This is a genomic window from Wolbachia endosymbiont (group B) of Pammene fasciana (assembly GCF_947251495.1).
In the GTDB taxonomy this organism is placed as follows: domain Bacteria; phylum Pseudomonadota; class Alphaproteobacteria; order Rickettsiales; family Anaplasmataceae; genus Wolbachia.
In genome coordinates, this window is record NZ_OX366360.1 from 1065793 (window position 1) to 1084008 (window position 18216).

The following is an 18216-nucleotide window of genomic DNA, read 5'->3' on the forward strand; positions in this document are numbered from 1 at the left end:
TTCTTTCAGATTTTTCACCTTAAAATTATATTCTTAAAAGGATGGACTTCAAGTCCAGGGTTTTTCTCCCAAATTTGGGACAATAAAGATAGAATGCAATATTTTAAATTAATTAATAAACTAGATCTGCAGATTCAAAGGAAAACAGTTTTCACGATCTTTGGTTTTTATTGCTATCAATGGTTATATTATTTGGGTTTTTACTAATGTACATTAAAGAGTTCATACTAATTCATTTGGAAATAATAGAAAAATTTATGATTATTTTGTAATTCATTAATTAAATATATTGATTAATTATTTAATTTCCTATATTATTAAAAGATTAACACTGTATTTTAAAGGTAAAAACATGGTACATTCATCTGCGCAAATATTCACAAAGTTTGATGACGATTCAAAAAAGAGAAATATAGAAGGGCTAGAAAAGACTTACTTGGGAGTCTTGCTGTCAATTGAATTAAATAGCAAAACTTCTCAAATTGCGAAGGGCATTAAAGAAAAAATAGAAAGTTTGTTAAGTAGCAATAAAGATGAAATAAATGATAAAGTAACAATAGGTGAAAGACAAATTGGTGTAACTTTAACGAAGAAGGAAGAAGGTACATACAATGTTAAATTTGATGAAAGTGCTTCTTTTTCGGTAGATATTAAAGATACGACAGATTACACTGACGAATATCTACTTACTTTGTGCACACAGCATGAGTTGACAATCAGCAGAGATAAGAAAGGTAATCACCATTATAGTGTAACAATCAAAGGTAAAGAAAAAAGTGCAACAATAGGTGGGCTTGGTAAAATTGTAATATTTCCACAACATTTATCTTACATCAAAGAAACAATAGAACACTTAAAAGAAGGTAAGAGTCCAACTAAAGAGTTTGCGCTTGCAACAGGAACTGGAAAAACATTTATAGAACTGCTTGTTGAATATCTACCAGCTAGGCTAATGGGTGTACCTTACATATCTCTAGCACCTAATGAAGATCTTGTAACACAGAAACGTGATGATTGGAAAAAAGTATTATCTGACTCTGATATTGAAGATATTGAGTTGAAAGAGATAAGCGGTAATAAAGGGTGCTCTATATTGAGCAGCGAAAGCTTGATGAAAAATTGGAATCAATTTTTAAAGGCAATAGGTCTTGAACATCTTCCTGATATTATAAAAGCTCTCAACATTGGAGACAAAGAATTTAAAATAAAGAATGGGAAAATAAATATAGATGGCAAAGATTTTTTAATTCTTACAGATAAAATTCAATTTGGAGATAAGGAATATAAAATTCAAGATGGTAAAGTTACAATTAATAATCAAGAATTTGAACTAAATATTGAAAAATCTATATCTCTGTCCTTTGATGAGGAGCACCGAGTGGTAGAACAGGAGTTGTATAAACATCGTATGGGACTCTTATCTGCACTTGTACCTACGCTGTTTTTAAGTGCAACGCCTTCAATAAGCACTCATAAATATATCAAAGAAAATGATGGTTTACTTAAAACTCTTTCTTTGACAGATAAAATGAAGTCTGGTGTATACGGGGATTTAAATCTACAAGTTCATACCAAAGTAAAAAGTAAAAATCTAGCAAAAGAATATTCTAATGGCGTTGAAGAGTATGTGGATTTTAAGCCGGAAGAAAACAATAAATATAGCGATGCAAGTTTAACAGACGATGAATTAAAAAAAGAAGTAGAGAATTATTTATATAGAAATGTTCAAAGCGTAATTGGTGAACCAGCATTGATTTTAGCTGAGTCAAATAAGCAGATAGAGAATCTGAAAAAAATATTGCAATATGGTAGAAACAAAACCTTACCAGAGTTTAATGAATCAAAGATTCTTGATTTCTTGGAGCGAACGTTCGAACCCCAACCAGAATATAAGTTAATAACTCAATCAAAAAAAATTGTTCTCATAACAGAGCAAGTTGCTAAGCGGTTCAATATTACAAAAGAAAAAGCATCAGGAATCGTAAAAGAATATTATGACTTCAGTGGTATTGCTGATTATTCTGCATTCCGTGTAATGCATGGAATAATTGAGAATACACTTTCATACTTAACAGGTCTAAATAGACACGAGCTTGATGAGAAGAGGTGTGCAGATTTGGAAGGTTTAGTAGCAGAAGTTAAAAAAGCGTTAGACAAGAATTGTGATTTAAAAACATACGTTGAAGATCAAGGGATTAAAAGCGATAAATTAAAGAAAAACCTTGTTAAGCATATGCGATCTGTAATTAACCTTCTAAAGGAAAATAAAGACCGTGATTTATTTATAAGATTAATAAGGAATTGGAACCAAGATAAAGAACTTCATCTCTTGATGTCATCTGAGGGATTAGAACAAGTTCCTACAAAGCTAGTAGATTTGCTAAGTAGAGGCTATTACGATGTAGTGAGAGACTACCTTGAATATTATGGAGTAGAAGAAGGTAAAATGGATGACTTTTGTGACCTGTTCAAAAGAGTAGCTGCTGAAAGAAGAAAGTTTGCCTCTTCTTTAAGAGGATTGAGAGATAAAGAACAAGATGAGAAAAAAGGATCTACACGCCTAGGAGAAAATGAGAAAAAGCTACTTGAAGATCTCGGGAAAGCACTTGGAATGACATTACAAGATGGTAGTAAGCTAACTTATTCAAGATATTCTAGTCCTTGTTATTCTTGTAATGAAAAAGAATATCCATTAGGAGCACTACAAGATTTTTGTTACGAAAATAAGTACAAAGTAAAATTAGTAATGTTAGATAGCTCAGGCAATTTACCTGCAGAAGATCTTAAGAGTAAGCTTTCAGACTATATAAGTGGCCAACCATTAGAAGAGTTAAAGCTTGTAAAAGAGAAATTGTCCTCGATTAATAATAAAGACATATATGAAGATCTAATTAACCTAGATACATTTTATGCTAAGAGACTCAAAGAGTCAGTTAGTAAAAATAATAGCTCGGACATCAAGTATTATCAAGAAAGTACTTTAAAAGATTTAAATCAGGAACAGTTAGCTAAGTTAGCAATTGACCATTTATCAGAAGATGAGCTAGAGGATTTATATAAGGGTTTATTGGAAGAAGAAAATGATTATTATGCTTTGTGCCGTATGGGGTTAGTTGGTAATGATGTAAATCCTAGCAAGGTACAGGGGTACAATGACATTAATTTGCAACATGTTGGAATGCTAATAGATCCAATATCTACTGATCTCAACAAGCCTGCACAGCTTATTCAAGCTCCAGGTAGACTTAGATGCCTAAACTCTAATAGAAAGTCTGCATTCTTTTGCTATTCGAGTGGTGAATTGAGCTTTGACATAAATCTACTCAAGAAAGGAGGAGAGTATATTGATGCTTATAATAAATCAGTAGTAAGATTATCAAATCAACAAGCTTATGGAAATAAACTTGCAACAGAGATAATAGATTATATTAACCAGGAAATAAAAAGCCTGAAAAGAATTGACGATCTGGCTGATCAAAGTATTGAAATTGCCTTAAATTTGTTTATAGAAGTTTACAATACCAATGAGCATGATTTCAATAAAAGTAAGAAGGAATTTATTGGTGTATTAAAACATGCACGAAGAAAGCTTAATAATTATGAAAAAGAATTGAGAGATAATTATGGTGGTACTTTGTTTACAATGCTAAGAAATGCTTTTATAACAGTTGTGTATCTTCTTAATCGTTTCGAGTATTACTTAAAAACAAAAAGTACTTACAATAGCTTTTCAGAGAAAGTTAATAAGTTAAGGAATAATCCTAGTGTGGATACTTATGCTCATATTATAGCAGAATATAGCGTTAAAAGTGTCACAGAGATTAATTTGTTACGTGAGAAATTTAATGAAGTTTATCAACAGAGAAAAAAAACACAGGACGAAAATGACACTAAAAGCTTCAATAATTACTTAGAGCATATCAATGCATGTTTGAAACATCCAGTACATCTAAAATTATTTGATAAAATAACATCACCGTTGAAAAAAGGTGATTATTTGCTTAAGTTACTTGATCAAATTTATCCAGGAGGAAGAAATCAAGATAAAGTGGAAAGTTTGAGAAAATTCAGGAAAAATTTAAAAGATAAATCTTTTAAATTCACAAAAGATGACTTACAAAACATAGAACAGGTGCAATCTTATCTGCAGAATATAATTCAAAGGATTAACATTTATAATAGTCATTATTATAGAGTAGAAGAGCATGATGACTCTACTATTCCTTCTGCGGTATCGCAATATAGGATTAATAGTAGGTCTGATATTGGAGAGAGTGAAGAATCAAAAGGTGATAGAGAGTACTACATAAAATTACAACAAGGTAAAGCTGGAATTACATGTGAAAGTGACTTAAATGAGCTAGAGATTTTGTCACAAAGGGAAAATATAAAATTGGCAAAAGAAGCTGCAGATTATGTTATCTCTCCACTGCTTGGTGACTCTTCTTGTGCAACAAAAAATAAGCAAAGCTCAGAAGAAGATAAAAAAATTATCAATAGTGTTGTTGATAAAGCAAATGAAGTTAAAAATGATCTTGAGAAAAACGTCAAGCCTTTTACTACTGAAGAAATTGTTTCGCCAAGCACCGAGTTTATTAATCCTATAGCAAAATTGAAAGACACTTCGAGAAGTTTATAGGAGGTAAGAAAAAGGGAGGAAAGCTAAATAAAGAGCGATTGCTCTATTATGCAACGAATATTTTAGAGAGCACAGATGATGAAAGTTAGTAATCACAAAAATGTAAGGTGTGCCAAGAAGTATAGCCTTTCTTATAATAGTTCGAACGGGTTCTGTCGCATCTATAAATTGTGGTACAAGAAGATCATTAAACTGGGATTATGGGAGTTATAGAGCAATTAGCATAGCAAAATTCTAAAAAGTAGAAACATTATCATTAGCCCCGATAATTTGTCTTTTTTGAATCATACGAATATTTTCTATGCCGGTAATGGTAATCTTTGCGGAGTGGAAGCTCTTAAAACCAAGCATTGGCTTTATTCGTTTTTTGATAAATCTATGATCTTGTTCGACAATATTATTTAGATATTTTATTTGAAAAACCATGATTCTACAATCTTCAGAAATTTCTGTATTCAAATCATCAAGAGCAGCAGTATTACTGCCGCTTTTATCAATTACTACTTTCTCAGGCAGGTTATTCTCTCTAAAGGCTTTACGAAAGAACGCAAGTGCCGCAGACTTGTCTCTACGAGCACACAACAGAAAGTCTACAGTATTACCAAGACTATCTAGTGCTCTGTATAGATAAACCCATTTGCCGTTTAATTTAACGTAGGTCTCGTCCATTCTCCAGCTACTGCCAACCTGCTTCTTCCTTTTCCTTACCGCTTCATCTATCAGTGGCACAAATCTGATAACCCACCTTTGTAACGTAGCATGATCAATTTTTGCTCCCCTTATACTCAGCATTTCTTCCAAATCTCGATAGCTCAAAGAGAATCTACATTTCATATATACAGATAACATTATTATCTCTGCTGAAAAGCTAAATCCTTTGAAATATGGCAATAATTTTGAACTAATACGAAACATCTTTGCTTTTTTTTTAGATGATCATATCACTTCTTTTCTACTTTCCTACAAATGTTACATACCAGGATTTATAGATGCGACAGAACCCTTTAAGTCCAGTGTTTTTCTCCTAAATTTGGGACAATAAAATCTAACGTGACTTCGCGCCAAATGTGATGCTGCTCAGCAGGTAAGCCAATTAACGGGCTACATTTATATACTGCACGCATTGCATTATCTGCTGCTGATCTAAAAAGAGGATTATTTTGATAAGAACTACTATCTGCTACGTTGGCTACAACGATCTCGCCTTTACTGGATAATAATAAGTTAATTTTTATACTAAAATTTTCTTTATAAACTATGCTCTCAGGAATGCTCCAACACTCTGTCAGTTTATCCCTTATAGAATTAATAATTTCTGTTACAGCCAATTCATCATCTTTGTTCTCAATATTTTTCTTATCTCTTATTTCATTTTTCACCTCTTTGATGTCTTCTCTTAGTTTTCTTTCTACACCCTTTTTTCTTTTGGGAATTGGAATACCCTCATCAATTTCCTGTATTTCAATAATTTGCCTCGGTTGTACTAACTCAACTAATTCTTTTTTTCTTTGTGGTATAGGAATAACTGACGAATCATCCGTTTGGGCTTTCATTGAAAAAAGCAAAAAACAACATAGAAACAAAAGAAGAGTATAATTAAAATAGAGAGGGCGCATATGTTAAGCAGCTTGTTTTACTGGTTTAAAGCTAATATTGCACATAAAGTCAATATATTTCAGTTGACTTAAACTCAAATTTGCTACACTAATTTTATTATCTCTATAATATCATATGGTCAATATACTCTGAATGAGATGGAAAGATGAAGGTGTTATTATAGCTGTTAAAAAATACGGTGACAAAAATTTAATTCTTTCTCTATTTACAAAAAATCATGGAAAGTGCAGAGGATTAACTAGGTTAACAAACAATAGCAATTATAAGTTTCAAATAAGTAATCTATTACATGCAGAATGGAGTGCTAAGCTACCTGAAAATCTAGGTTTTTTAAAGTGCGAATTGATTGAATCTCCATTTCATCATTTCTTTCAAGATAGGTTAAAAAGCATTGCTATTGTTTCTTTCTCGTCTATATTAGAAAAAGTGCTTCCAGAAAGTGAATCCTGCATCAAGTTATATGATAATTTTAGACACTTCATCGATGTAATAAAACATAATAGCCAGTTTTGGCAAAGTCATTACCTTAACTTAGAGCTTCTGCTTCTTACGCAACTTGGATTTAAGTTAGACCTATCAAAATGTGCTGTAACAGGTGTGAAAGAAAATCTACAATTTATTTCTCCAAAAACTGGTAGAGCAGTGTCAAAAAAAGTAGGTGACTGTTATGCAGATAAATTACTACCTTTTCCACAGATGTTGCATGATGTATACAATAACAACCTACAAAATAGCTACTCATATCAAGAATTCAGACTAGGGTTAAAAATTACAGGGTATTTTTTAAATAAATATCTATTTCTGCAGTTAAATGCGAAATTTCCGGAGTTGAGAAATTTTATGCTATCATTTGAATCTTAGTTACTACTTATTTGAAAGAACTTCAACCAGTAACCACTCTATTTCTACCACTGTTTTTTGCTTTATATAAATATTTGTCAGCACGTACTATAAATTTTTTAACATCATCAAGGTCAGATCTTTGCATTGCTGAAATTCCAATGCTCACAGTTACATTATGGGTTGTATTTTTACCCACAAGTATAAAAGGTTCTTTGGCAATAATTTTCCTTATTCTCTCTGCAATAGTATACGCATCTGATACATTGGTATCTGGCATTACAACAACAAATTCCTCACCACCAAACCTAGCTAATAAATCTGTCACTCTGATATTTTCAGAAATTCTTTTCTGTATTTCCTTTAAAAGTTCATCTCCAGCATTATGCCCAAAGTTATCATTCACCATCTTAAAATAATCTATATCAAGTATCATAAGAGATAAACTTCTATCTTTTTCCACAGAATCCTTAACAATATTTCTTAAGTGTGCATCAAAATATCTTCTATTATAACAGTTAGTTAATGGATCCTTTATAGACATTTCTACATTATTAAATAAATTCATTCTCAAGGCATCTTGATACCTTTTGCGTTTCACTTGCAAATTAACCCTAGCTATTAATTCACTCTCATCTAAAGGTACTGTTAAATAATCATTAGCACCTACATCAAGTGCCTTTACTAAATTGCTTTTATCATAATCTTCAGAAAGGATCAGAATTGGTGTATAACGTGTTTCTACTTTACTACGAAACTTAGAACACAACCGTAGGCCGTCAGTTTTTGAAAACTGCATGTCAGAAATAATCAGGTCGTAATTATCCTTAATACCAACCTTTAATGCTTCTTTTGGATCGTGCAGTATTTTAATTGATCTGAAGCGTTGCTTTAGAACATTGTGTATCTGCTCTGCTTGAAAGGTGTCCTCATCTACAACAAGTATGTTAGCATCAAAAATCTGATTAGAATAATCCATAATACTGCTTTCTGCTACTCCACCAATCTCAGCATTAGTTTCTCCTCTCAAGCACAACTCATCTATTATCATCTTTAAGCGCACAAGAGACTTAATTCTTGCAGATAAAGCAGTTTCATCTATCGGCTTAGTTAGAAAGTCATCCGCACCAGCATTAATTCCTTCCACTCTATCATGAGTGTCATGCAGCGCAGTTACCATAATGATTGGAATATAAGTCGTTAAGGGATCATTCTTTAGCTTCTTACAAACCTCAAAACCACTCATTTTTGGCATCATGACATCAAGTAAGATAATATCTGGCTGCTGTTCCGCTACTAAATCTATCGCCTCCTCGCCATCATAAGCTACAATAACTGTATAGTACTCTGCTTTTAGCTGAGCCTCCAAAAGCTTAACATTAGATGGTATATCATCTACTACTAGGATTTTTGCTGTCATTTTTTGTACTATCTACATTGTAAGTAGGATAAAGCTTGCCATCTTCACCAATTATGTAATTGACTTTTTCAACGTTATGCCCTTCATATAATTCTTTAATTCCGGTATCCTTCAACAATTTCCTAACTCTTGATTTTACAACCCAGAAATACCTATATATATTTTTAATAAGATTAAGAAATACAGGTACTTTACTTTTATCAAAAACAATTATACTCACTAAAGCTACAACTAAAATTTCTGAAAGACCTATATTAAACATTTTTCCTATGAAGCAAGTACTTTAATTCTCCTGATTATGAGTATTAATTTACTTAAATCAAGTTTAGAAGCAACCATCTCATCTAAAAAGCTATTGTAACGCTCTATATAATCCTTATCATTAAGAGCCCAAGTTTGAACCTTATCTATATGATTATCAGTAGCTTTTATAACTTTAACAGCTAGCTTATGATGATAATTGCTTAAATCATCTAATAAATCATTAATTAAGCTGCGATCCCAATAAGAAGAATGGCTTTTAATCTTGACAGCAATTGTTCTAATCATATCAAACCTTAGCAGCGACTTTAATTTAAAGTATATTCTACCAGCTTCAAAGATTGATAAAGATGTCTGTTCAGCAATAGATATAACGTCCAGCGCATAAATAAGAATACGTAAATCAGCAACCTTTTTTGCTAGATCTTTATTTATGTTAAGCTCTACCAAAGAGGTTAATCCATGATTATAGATCTTTAACAGGCGATCATCTAAAATATCATGGCCTAAAGTTTCAATTGCACCCCTAAATTTTGTAACACCATCTAGTTCTACAAGATTAAGCTTACCAAGATTTTTTACTAACCAAAATGATACCCTACCAATAAATTTTTGCACACTTCTCACTACTTGCAAATATGAATCAACATCAATTTTTCCATCCAATTCATCAATTTTCTGCCAAAGGCTACTTAAATTATATAGGTGATTAACAACGATATATATGTTAACTGCTTCATGTACTTTAATTCCAGTACTCTCAACCAAATTATTAATAAATATACAGCCCATCCTATTTACTACATCGTTTGTAATGCAAGTAGAAATAATTTCCCTACAAAGTTGGTGTTTCAATATGGAATCCTTGAACTCTGTTACCATCCTTTGTGGAAAGTAATTTAGTAAGTAATCACGGCACAAAAAATCTTTTTCAGGTAGCTCAGAGTGTATAACTTCATTTTTTATTGCTGTTCTTGCATAAGACATCAGAACAGAAAGCTGAGGAGAACAGAAACCTTCTCCATCAGTTAACATTCTTGCTACCTCTTCTTCAGCTGGAAGAAATTCTACATCTCGGTTTAGCAGCCCAAATTTCTCTAAACTGAGTAATAATTTATGGTGCTGCTCCAACTTTTCTTTAGCTTGCAAGCACTCAAGAAGCAATGCTTTTGTTTCAATCCTGTTATGGTTTTCAAGTACCTTAGATGCAACTTCATCTATCATGCTAGCCAGTATTTCATTCCTTTTTTCCAAGGAAATTCCCCCTTCTTTCATAATTGCAACAAAAGCAATCTTGATGTTAACTTCAAGATCAGAACATATTACTCCTGCTGAATTATCAATAAAATCTGCATTGATATACCCACCTATTTTAGCGTATTCTACCCTTCCAAGCTGCGTGCAACCAAGGTTGCCACCCTCTATAAACATAGAAGCTCTAATATCATGACCGTTTACTCTTAATTCATCATTTGCTTTATCGCCAACCATGCCATGGCTTTCACTTTTTGCCTTAACAAAGGTGCCAATTCCTCCATTCCATATGAAATCCACTTTTGCCTTGAGCAAATATCGAATCAAATCATTTGGAGATAATGTATCTTCCGTTATATCAAAGCACTTTTTCATTTCTTGAGAAATTTCTACTTGTTTGCTACTACGTTCAAATACCCCGCCACCATGAGAAATCAAATCTCTATTGTAATCCATCCAAGTGGAAAACGGTAATTCAAAGAGCCGTTTACGCTCCACGAAACTCTTTTCCGCATCAGGATTTGGATCAACAAAAATATGCATATGATTAAATGCTCCAATTAAACTCATATTTCTTGAAAGCAGCATGCCGTTCCCAAATAGATCGCCAGCCATATCTCCAATTCCAATAACAGTTGTATCCTGGTAAATATCCTTATTCATTCTCCAAAAATGGCGTTGTGCTGCAATCCATGCACCTCTTGCTGTAATACCCATCTTTTTGTGGTCATAACCTGCTGATCCACCAGATGCAAATGCATCTTCGAGCCAAAAGTTACATTCAGAGGATATTTCGTTTGCATAATCAGAAAATGAAGCAGTGCCTTTATCTGCTGCAACTACCAAATATGGATCATCTTCGTCATACCTAATCACATTTTCTGGTGGAGTTATTTTGCCATCAACTACATTATCAGTAATATCAAGCATTCCTCTGATGAAATTCTTATAGCATTCAACACCTTTCTCCCTTAAAATGTTTTTGTCTTTATAAACTTGCTTTATTACAAACCCACCCTTTGCGCCAACAGGTACAATGACCGCATTTTTTGTCATCTGGGCTTTCATGAGTCCCAAAACTTCAGTGCGAAAATCTTCCGTTCTATCCGACCATCTCAAACCACCACGAGCCAACTTCCCTCCTCTTAGATGTATTCCCTCAAAAAGGTTTGAATAAACATACAATTCACGGTATGGGCGCGGGTCAGGTAAACCATTTATTTTACTTGAATCAAATTTGATAGATAAGTATGGCTTATCATCTTGATAATAACTGGTTCTCAAAATTGCCATTATCAAGTTAAATATCGAACGCAAAACGTAATCATGTGAAACGTTGCTGATCTCTTTTAGTAGTTCTTCAATTTTTTCTATCAAAATGCTAGTAGTTTCTGCCCTATCAATATCTATTTTAGTATCAAATCTTGAATGAAATAATTCTACTAAATACCTTACTACTTTTGGATACTCTGATACTACTTTCTGGATATATTCTGGGTTATAGCTAAATGATGTCTGCTTTAGGTAGGCGCTTAGCGCTCTAATCAGAAGCACTTCCTTCCACTCGAGCCCAGCAATAATGATCAAGCTGTTAAAATAGTCATTTTTTATTTCCTTGCTGAACACTTTTACAAGTGTTACCTCAAACTGCTCTTTTAAAGTAATGTTGTCCATTAATTCATCAACTCTTGACAACACAAAATGATGTATCCATATTCCACCGTTGATTTCTATATAATAACCATTATGAGATAGAATCTTAGCCCCTAAATTCTTAGTAACCTTTAATATCTTTGACAATTCAAGGCCTCCGTTGCTTGGAGTGTAAACCTTCAATTGATAGTTGAGATTGTCACGAGTAAGCCTCAAATCAACTTCGCTGACTTTTTTCTTTCTCACTATCTCCAATTTTTTCATATCATAATACGCATCATGAGGTTCAAAATTCTCTTGATAACTTATCGGAAATGCCTTGCAATAGCGGATAAATATATCCTCAACAGTGCTAAAAGTATTATATAAATTGTCTATAAAACGATCTTCCCACTTTTCTGTAATGTTTCTTAACTTGTTTTCGATACGCAAAACTTCATCATCAAAAATGCTAGCGCTTTTGGTTCTTAGCACCACGTGTAATTTCATCAAATCATATTCATTGATAATGTGATTGTTATAAATATCTGAACTTTCTGCATTCGTTTCATCTTTCAATATATCGCGTATCTTAAACATTAGTCTTGCACTAGCATAACGCATCGGTATCAATACTATGCAACTAATAAAGTTCCCTACCTTTCTCAAAAATAATTTGACTCTTGGTCTAATCGCAAGAGACATGATCGAGGTGCAAATTTCAAATAACTCGTCTTCATTTGATTGGAATAATTCGTCACAAGAAAATGCCTGTAAAATGGAAATTAAAGCTTTATTGTTATGGCCACCAGGAACAAATCCTGCCTTTTTTTCTATTGTTGTAACCTTATCCTTTATTACCGGAATAGTTCGAATATCTTGCACTTCTGCTATAGAAGTAAATAGCCCAAAAAAATGCTGTTCCCTTATTACATCACCCTGATCATTAAATTCTTTCACTCCTATACAATTCATATAGGTACGCCGATGAACTATTGAGATTAGGTCTGATCTTAGTATGTATAAAGAATTCAAGCTTTCAGAAAAAATTGATGAATTTTGGTACTCTTCACTTGCTCTCATTAACCCGAGGCTCTCCTTACCACTTAGAGCAAGCTTCCCTTCTTTATTAGTAATGTATTCTTGATAACCTAAAAATACAAAATTGTTATTTTTCAACCAAGCTAGAAAATCTCTGCCTCCAGCATCCAATGCCGGATGCTCAAGAAGCTTCTTGAGCATCAATTGCCAGTCCTTTACAACGCAGTTAACTGCTTTTAGCGTCTTTCGTAGAGATTCTTCTAGTGTATCAACAAAGCTACCGCTTATGCCTTTAATAATTACATATATTACTGACTCTTTGATTCCATTACTTTCTTCTAAAAGATGAATTTTATCTATTAGGCTATTTTTTCTTTGAACATTAATTATGCTGTTACTATAATAGCATATAGTTAAACCGTTTGACTTAATAGTGGAAATGACAGAATCCACTAAAAAGGGCATGTCATAATTTGTGATTTTAATTATAGTGAAATTGCCTTCTATTCCTGAAATATCATTTACATTACTTACTGCCAATTTACTTTCTTCTTTTTCTTTTTTAAGAATGAAGTTGTATGCATCTTCTGCAATGTATAAAAGAAATTTATCGTTGACTTTTAGGTCACTATTATAAACAAAATTATAAAAGTACTGTATAAACTCTTTAATTTTTTCTTTCTCTTTTTTATTCCCTTGATCAACTAGCTTAAATAAAGACTCAACATTAACATTATGATTTATACACATTTTTCAAAACAAAAATACACAGCGAATCTAGATCTTTTTAACTAAGATTTCGTTACCAGAAGTATACACTATTAGCTCATCTCCTTCTACTATTTCCCCAGATAAAACTAACTTAGCTAGATTATTTTGAATGCATTCTTGTATTACCCTTTTCAGAGGCCGCGCTCCATATTCAGGGTCATATCCAGTTTGTGCTATTAGTTCTTTAGCTTCTTGCGATAAACTAATACTCAGTTTACGCTTAGCAAGCATCTTTTGTAAATAAGAGAATTGAACATCTATAATTTTATCAATGTCATCTTTGGTTAAGCTGTGGAATATAATAATTTCATCCAGTCTATTTAAAAATTCTGGACGAAACGCTGACTTAACTATTTTCATCACCTCATCTTTCACAGATTCGGTAGCTCCTCTTAGCATCATCTCAGCTCCAAGGTTAGAAGTTAAAATTAGTATGGTATTACGAAAATCAATTAATTTGCCATGGCTATCGGTTAGTCTACCTTCATCCAAAATCTGCAGTAGTATATTAAATATATCTGGATTTGCCTTTTCTATCTCATCAAACAAAATTACCTGATATGGTCTTCTCCTTACTGCTTCGGTTAATCTGCCACCTTGTTCATAACCAACATATCCTGGAGGCGCACCAATTAACTTTGAAACGGAGTGTTTTTCCATATACTCTGACATATCAAAGCGTAGAAGTGCTGATTGATCATCAAACAAAAATTCGGCAAGAGATTTTGCTAACTCTGTTTTTCCAACTCCGGTTGGACCTAAGAATAAAAATGAACCAAAAGGTCGATTAGTATCCTGAACACCAGAACGGGAGCGCCTTACTGCATTACTTATCGCTTCAATTGCATCTCTCTGCCCTATTACTCTTTTTCCTATTTCATTTTCCATGTTAAGGAGCTTTTCCTTTTCACTATGCATCATGTTATCAACTGGAATGCCTGTCCATTTTGAAACAATATTTGCAATATCACTCTCAGTAACTTCTTTCTTTAGGAAACTATCAGTAACTTTTTCCTGATTTTTTAACTCATTTTCAAGTTGAGGAATCACACCATACATCAATTCCCCTGCCCTTCCTAAATTTCCATTCCGCTGAGCCAATTCTAGCTCTTTCCTCGCATTATCCAATTTTTCAGCAGTTTCTTGTATTTTAGCTATTTTATTCTTTTCCATCTGCCATTTACTGCTTAAGTCAGCAAATTTACTGTTTAGACTCTCAATTTCCTCATTTATCTTTTTTAAACGTTGCTTAGAGTTTTCATCACTTTCTTTTTTCAAAGCCTCTGACTCAATTTTCAGCTGTATAATCTTTCTTTCAAGCTCATCAACAACCTCAGGCTTGCTGTCCATTTCAATTCTAACCCTACTTGCTGCTTCATCAATTAAATCGATCGCTTTATCAGGTAAAAACCTATCTGTTATATATCTATTAGAAAGCGTTGCAGCAGCGATTATTGCACCATCTGTGATTCTAATACCATGGTGCACCTCATACCTCTCCTTCAAACCCCTCAGTATTGAAATAGTATCAGTCTCAGTCGGTTGAGAAATAAACACAGGCTGAAAACGCCTTGCAAGCGCAGGGTCTTTCTCTATATGTTGACGATACTCATCCAAAGTTGTAGCCCCTATACAGCGAATTTCTCCACGCGCAAGAGCAGGCTTGAGCAAATTTGAAGCATCCATCGCACCACTTGTCGCTCCTGCTCCCACTAAAGTATGAAGCTCATCTATAAACAAAATAACTTTGCCCTCTGCTTTTAAAATCTCATTAATCACTGCTTTTAGTCTCTCTTCAAACTCCCCTCTAAATTTTGTTCCAGCAATTAATGCACCAAGATCCAAAGCTAAAACTTTTGCATCACGCAAACCAAGTGGTACATCATTTGCAACAATTCTGTTTGCTAAACCTTCAACTATTGCAGTTTTTCCAACACCAGGTTCACCTATCAGTACTGGATTATTTTTTGTTCGCCTCAACGATACCTGCATAGTTCTTCTGATTTCCTCATCACGACCAATTACAGGATCAAGCTTACCTTGCATAGCAAGCTCTGTAATATCTTTTGTATACCTCTTTGCCGCATTTAATTTTTCCTCGCTATTTGGAGAGTCTGCACTGCCACCTTTTCTCATTTCTGCAATAACTGAATTTAATTTTTGCGGTGTTACACCACCTTCTGCTAAAATTTTACCTACAATTTCATCTTTTTGTGCAGCAAGGCCCTGCAACAACCGCTCAACAGTAACAAATGTGTCTTTATTTCTCCTCGCAATACCAATTGAATCATCAAAAACTTTTGCTACCTCTCTTGAAAGCTGAAGTCCAACACTACCTGGTCCTCCAACCACTGGAAACTTTTTAATTGTACTACTCACAGCATCAGAAATATTCTGAACATTTCCACCACAGGTGCCTATCAAATCCTGAACTAAACCTGACTCATCTTCAAGCATTACTTTAAGTAAATGTTCAGGCATAAAAATCTGATGCCCAGCTCCCAATGCTTTCATTTGAGCGCTCTGGATTAGGCTTTTTGCTTTTTCGGTAAATTTATTCAAGTCCATAATACAAATTTAACTCATACTTGCTGATATATATAACAACTACTTTCTCAATTTTAAACTTAAAGTCATTCAGCATTCAACCACTATGGATTAAAAGGTTCTGTCGCATCTATAAATTGTGGTACAAGAAGATCGTTAAACTGGGATTATGGGAGTTATAGAGCAATTAGCATAGCAAAATTCTAAAAAGTAGAAACATTATCATTAGCCCCGATAATTTGTCTTTTTTGAATCATACGAATATTTTCTATGCCGGTAATGGTAATCTTTGCGGAGTGGAAGCTCTTAAAACCAAGCATTGGCTTTATTCGTTTTTTGATAAATCTATGATCTTGTTCGACAATATTATTTAGATATTTTATTTGAAAAACCATGATTCTACAATCTTCAGAAATTTCTGTATTCAAATCATCAAGAGCAGCAGTATTACTGCCGCTTTTATCAATTACTACTTTCTCAGGCAGGTTATTCTCTCTAAAGGCTTTACGAAAGAACGCAAGTGCCGCAGACTTGTCTCTACGAGCACACAACAGAAAGTCTACAGTATTACCAAGACTATCTAGTGCTCTGTATAGATAAACCCATTTGCCGTTTAATTTAACGTAGGTCTCGTCCATTCTCCAGCTACTGCCAACCTGCTTCTTCCTTTTCCTTACCGCTTCATCTATCAGTGGCACAAATCTGATAACCCACCTTTGTAACGTAGCATGATCAATTTTTGCTCCCCTTATACTCAGCATTTCTTCCAAATCTCGATAGCTCAAAGAGAATCTACATTTCATATATACAGATAACATTATTATCTCTGCTGAAAAGCTAAATCCTTTGAAATATGGCAATAATTTTGAACTAATACGAAACATCTTTGCTTTTTTTTTAGATGATCATATCACTTCTTTTCTACTTTCCTACAAATGTTACATACCAGGATTTATAGATGCGACAGAACCGGAATTACTGCAACAACCACAATGTCTGGAGCAAATGCAGATGCGGACAAAACTGACTGGTCACAACTTAAAGGCAAGCATATTGTTATTTGGCCGGATAACGATGAGCCTGGTAAACAATATGCTGAAAATGCTACTACAAAACTTCTCAGCTTAGGTATTGCATCGCTTTCTATAGTCAAAATTCCAGAAGGTAAACCAAAAGGTTGGGATGCTGCGGACTATGTACAAGAAAACACAAATGTTTCTGACTTCATTGAAAATAACTTGAAAAAGGTAATTATTAGACCACCACTGAACATTTTAGACTGGAGTGCAGATCGTTTTGTAGGTCCAGTACCAGAGCAAAAGTTTCGGTTCTGTCGCATCTATAAATCCTGGTATGTAACATTTGTAGGAAAGTAGAAAAGAAGTGATATGATCATCTAAAAAAAAAGCAAAGATGTTTCGTATTAGTTCAAAATTATTGCCATATTTCAAAGGATTTAGCTTTTCAGCAGAGATAATAATGTTATCTGTATATATGAAATGTAGATTCTCTTTGAGCTATCGAGATTTGGAAGAAATGCTGAGTATAAGGGGAGCAAAAATTGATCATGCTACGTTACAAAGGTGGGTTATCAGATTTGTGCCACTGATAGATGAAGCGGTAAGGAAAAGGAAGAAGCAGGTTGGCAGTAGCTGGAGAATGGACGAGACCTACGTTAAATTAAACGGCAAATGGGTTTATCTATACAGAGCACTAGATAGTCTTGGTAATACTGTAGACTTTCTGTTGTGTGCTCGTAGAGACAAGTCTGCGGCACTTGCGTTCTTTCGTAAAGCCTTTAGAGAGAATAACCTGCCTGAGAAAGTAGTAATTGATAAAAGCGGCAGTAATACTGCTGCTCTTGATGATTTGAATACAGAAATTTCTGAAGATTGTAGAATCATGGTTTTTCAAATAAAATATCTAAATAATATTGTCGAACAAGATCATAGATTTATCAAAAAACGAATAAAGCCAATGCTTGGTTTTAAGAGCTTCCACTCCGCAAAGATTACCATTACCGGCATAGAAAATATTCGTATGATTCAAAAAAGACAAATTATCGGGGCTAATGATAATGTTTCTACTTTTTAGAATTTTGCTATGCTAATTGCTCTATAACTCCCATAATCCCAGTTTAACGATCTTCTTGTACCACAATTTATAGATGCGACAGAACCCCTTATGGAAACAG

The 18216-nt window shown here is 33.6% G+C and carries 10 protein-coding genes and 1 pseudogene; 4 read left to right on the plus strand and 7 right to left on the minus strand.

The genetic code is table 11. The features are described 5' to 3' along the window. Positions 1–352: 352 nt before the first annotated feature. Positions 353–4639 (plus strand): DEAD/DEAH box helicase family protein, encoded by a 4287-nt coding sequence (locus OPR29_RS04980; RefSeq protein WP_265025160.1) that lies wholly within the window; start codon positions 353–355, stop codon positions 4637–4639. Between the two features lie 234 nt (positions 4640–4873). Here OPR29_RS04980 and OPR29_RS04985 read toward each other — a convergent pair whose 3' ends face one another. Then, on the minus strand, positions 4874–5554 hold the full coding sequence (locus tag OPR29_RS04985; protein WP_264376282.1) for an IS6 family transposase: 681 nt from the start codon (positions 5552–5554) through the stop codon (positions 4874–4876). 89 nt (positions 5555–5643) lie between these two features. Further along, positions 5644–6192, minus strand: coding sequence for a hypothetical protein (locus tag OPR29_RS04990; RefSeq protein WP_052265027.1), 549 nt, complete (start codon positions 6190–6192; stop codon positions 5644–5646). Positions 6193–6388: 196 nt separating this feature from the next. On the opposite strand from OPR29_RS04990, the gene recO reads away from it, so the two are divergent. After that, positions 6389–7117 carry a DNA repair protein RecO gene (recO, locus tag OPR29_RS04995; RefSeq protein ID WP_007302913.1) on the plus strand — a complete coding sequence of 243 codons (729 nt, stop codon included), beginning with the start codon at positions 6389–6391 and terminating at the stop codon, positions 7115–7117. Between the two features lie 22 nt (positions 7118–7139). On the opposite strand, the gene OPR29_RS05000 is transcribed toward recO, so the two are convergent. From OPR29_RS05000 to OPR29_RS05020, 5 genes are all read right to left on the minus strand, one after another. Further along, positions 7140–8516: a PleD family two-component system response regulator gene (locus OPR29_RS05000; RefSeq protein WP_007302914.1), complete on the minus strand. Its 1377-nt coding sequence runs from the start codon at positions 8514–8516 to the stop codon at positions 7140–7142. Beyond that, entirely contained in the window at positions 8488–8778 is a 291-nt protein-coding gene (tatB, locus tag OPR29_RS05005) for a Sec-independent protein translocase subunit TatB (RefSeq protein ID WP_007302915.1), read from the minus strand. Before tatB ends, OPR29_RS05000 begins: the two co-directional genes overlap by 29 nt. Positions 8779–8783: 5 nt before the next feature. Continuing rightward, a complete protein-coding gene (locus OPR29_RS05010) occupies positions 8784–13454 on the minus strand; it encodes an NAD-glutamate dehydrogenase (RefSeq protein ID WP_265025161.1) in 4671 nt (1556 codons plus the stop codon). 27 nt (positions 13455–13481) lie between these two features. Next, on the minus strand, positions 13482–16043 hold the full coding sequence (gene clpB / locus OPR29_RS05015; RefSeq protein ID WP_254229799.1) for an ATP-dependent chaperone ClpB: 2562 nt from the start codon (positions 16041–16043) through the stop codon (positions 13482–13484). Between the two features lie 182 nt (positions 16044–16225). Beyond that, positions 16226–16906: an IS6 family transposase gene (locus OPR29_RS05020; protein WP_264376282.1), complete on the minus strand. Its 681-nt coding sequence runs from the start codon at positions 16904–16906 to the stop codon at positions 16226–16228. Between the two features lie 87 nt (positions 16907–16993). On the opposite strand from OPR29_RS05020, the pseudogene OPR29_RS05025 reads away from it, so the two are divergent. Further along, positions 16994–17347: pseudogene (locus OPR29_RS05025) on the plus strand (AAA family ATPase); the annotation flags it as partial. Positions 17348–17435: 88 nt separating this feature from the next. Then, on the plus strand, positions 17436–18116 hold the full coding sequence (locus OPR29_RS05030; protein ID WP_264376282.1) for an IS6 family transposase: 681 nt from the start codon (positions 17436–17438) through the stop codon (positions 18114–18116). Positions 18117–18216: the final 100 nt, after the last annotated feature.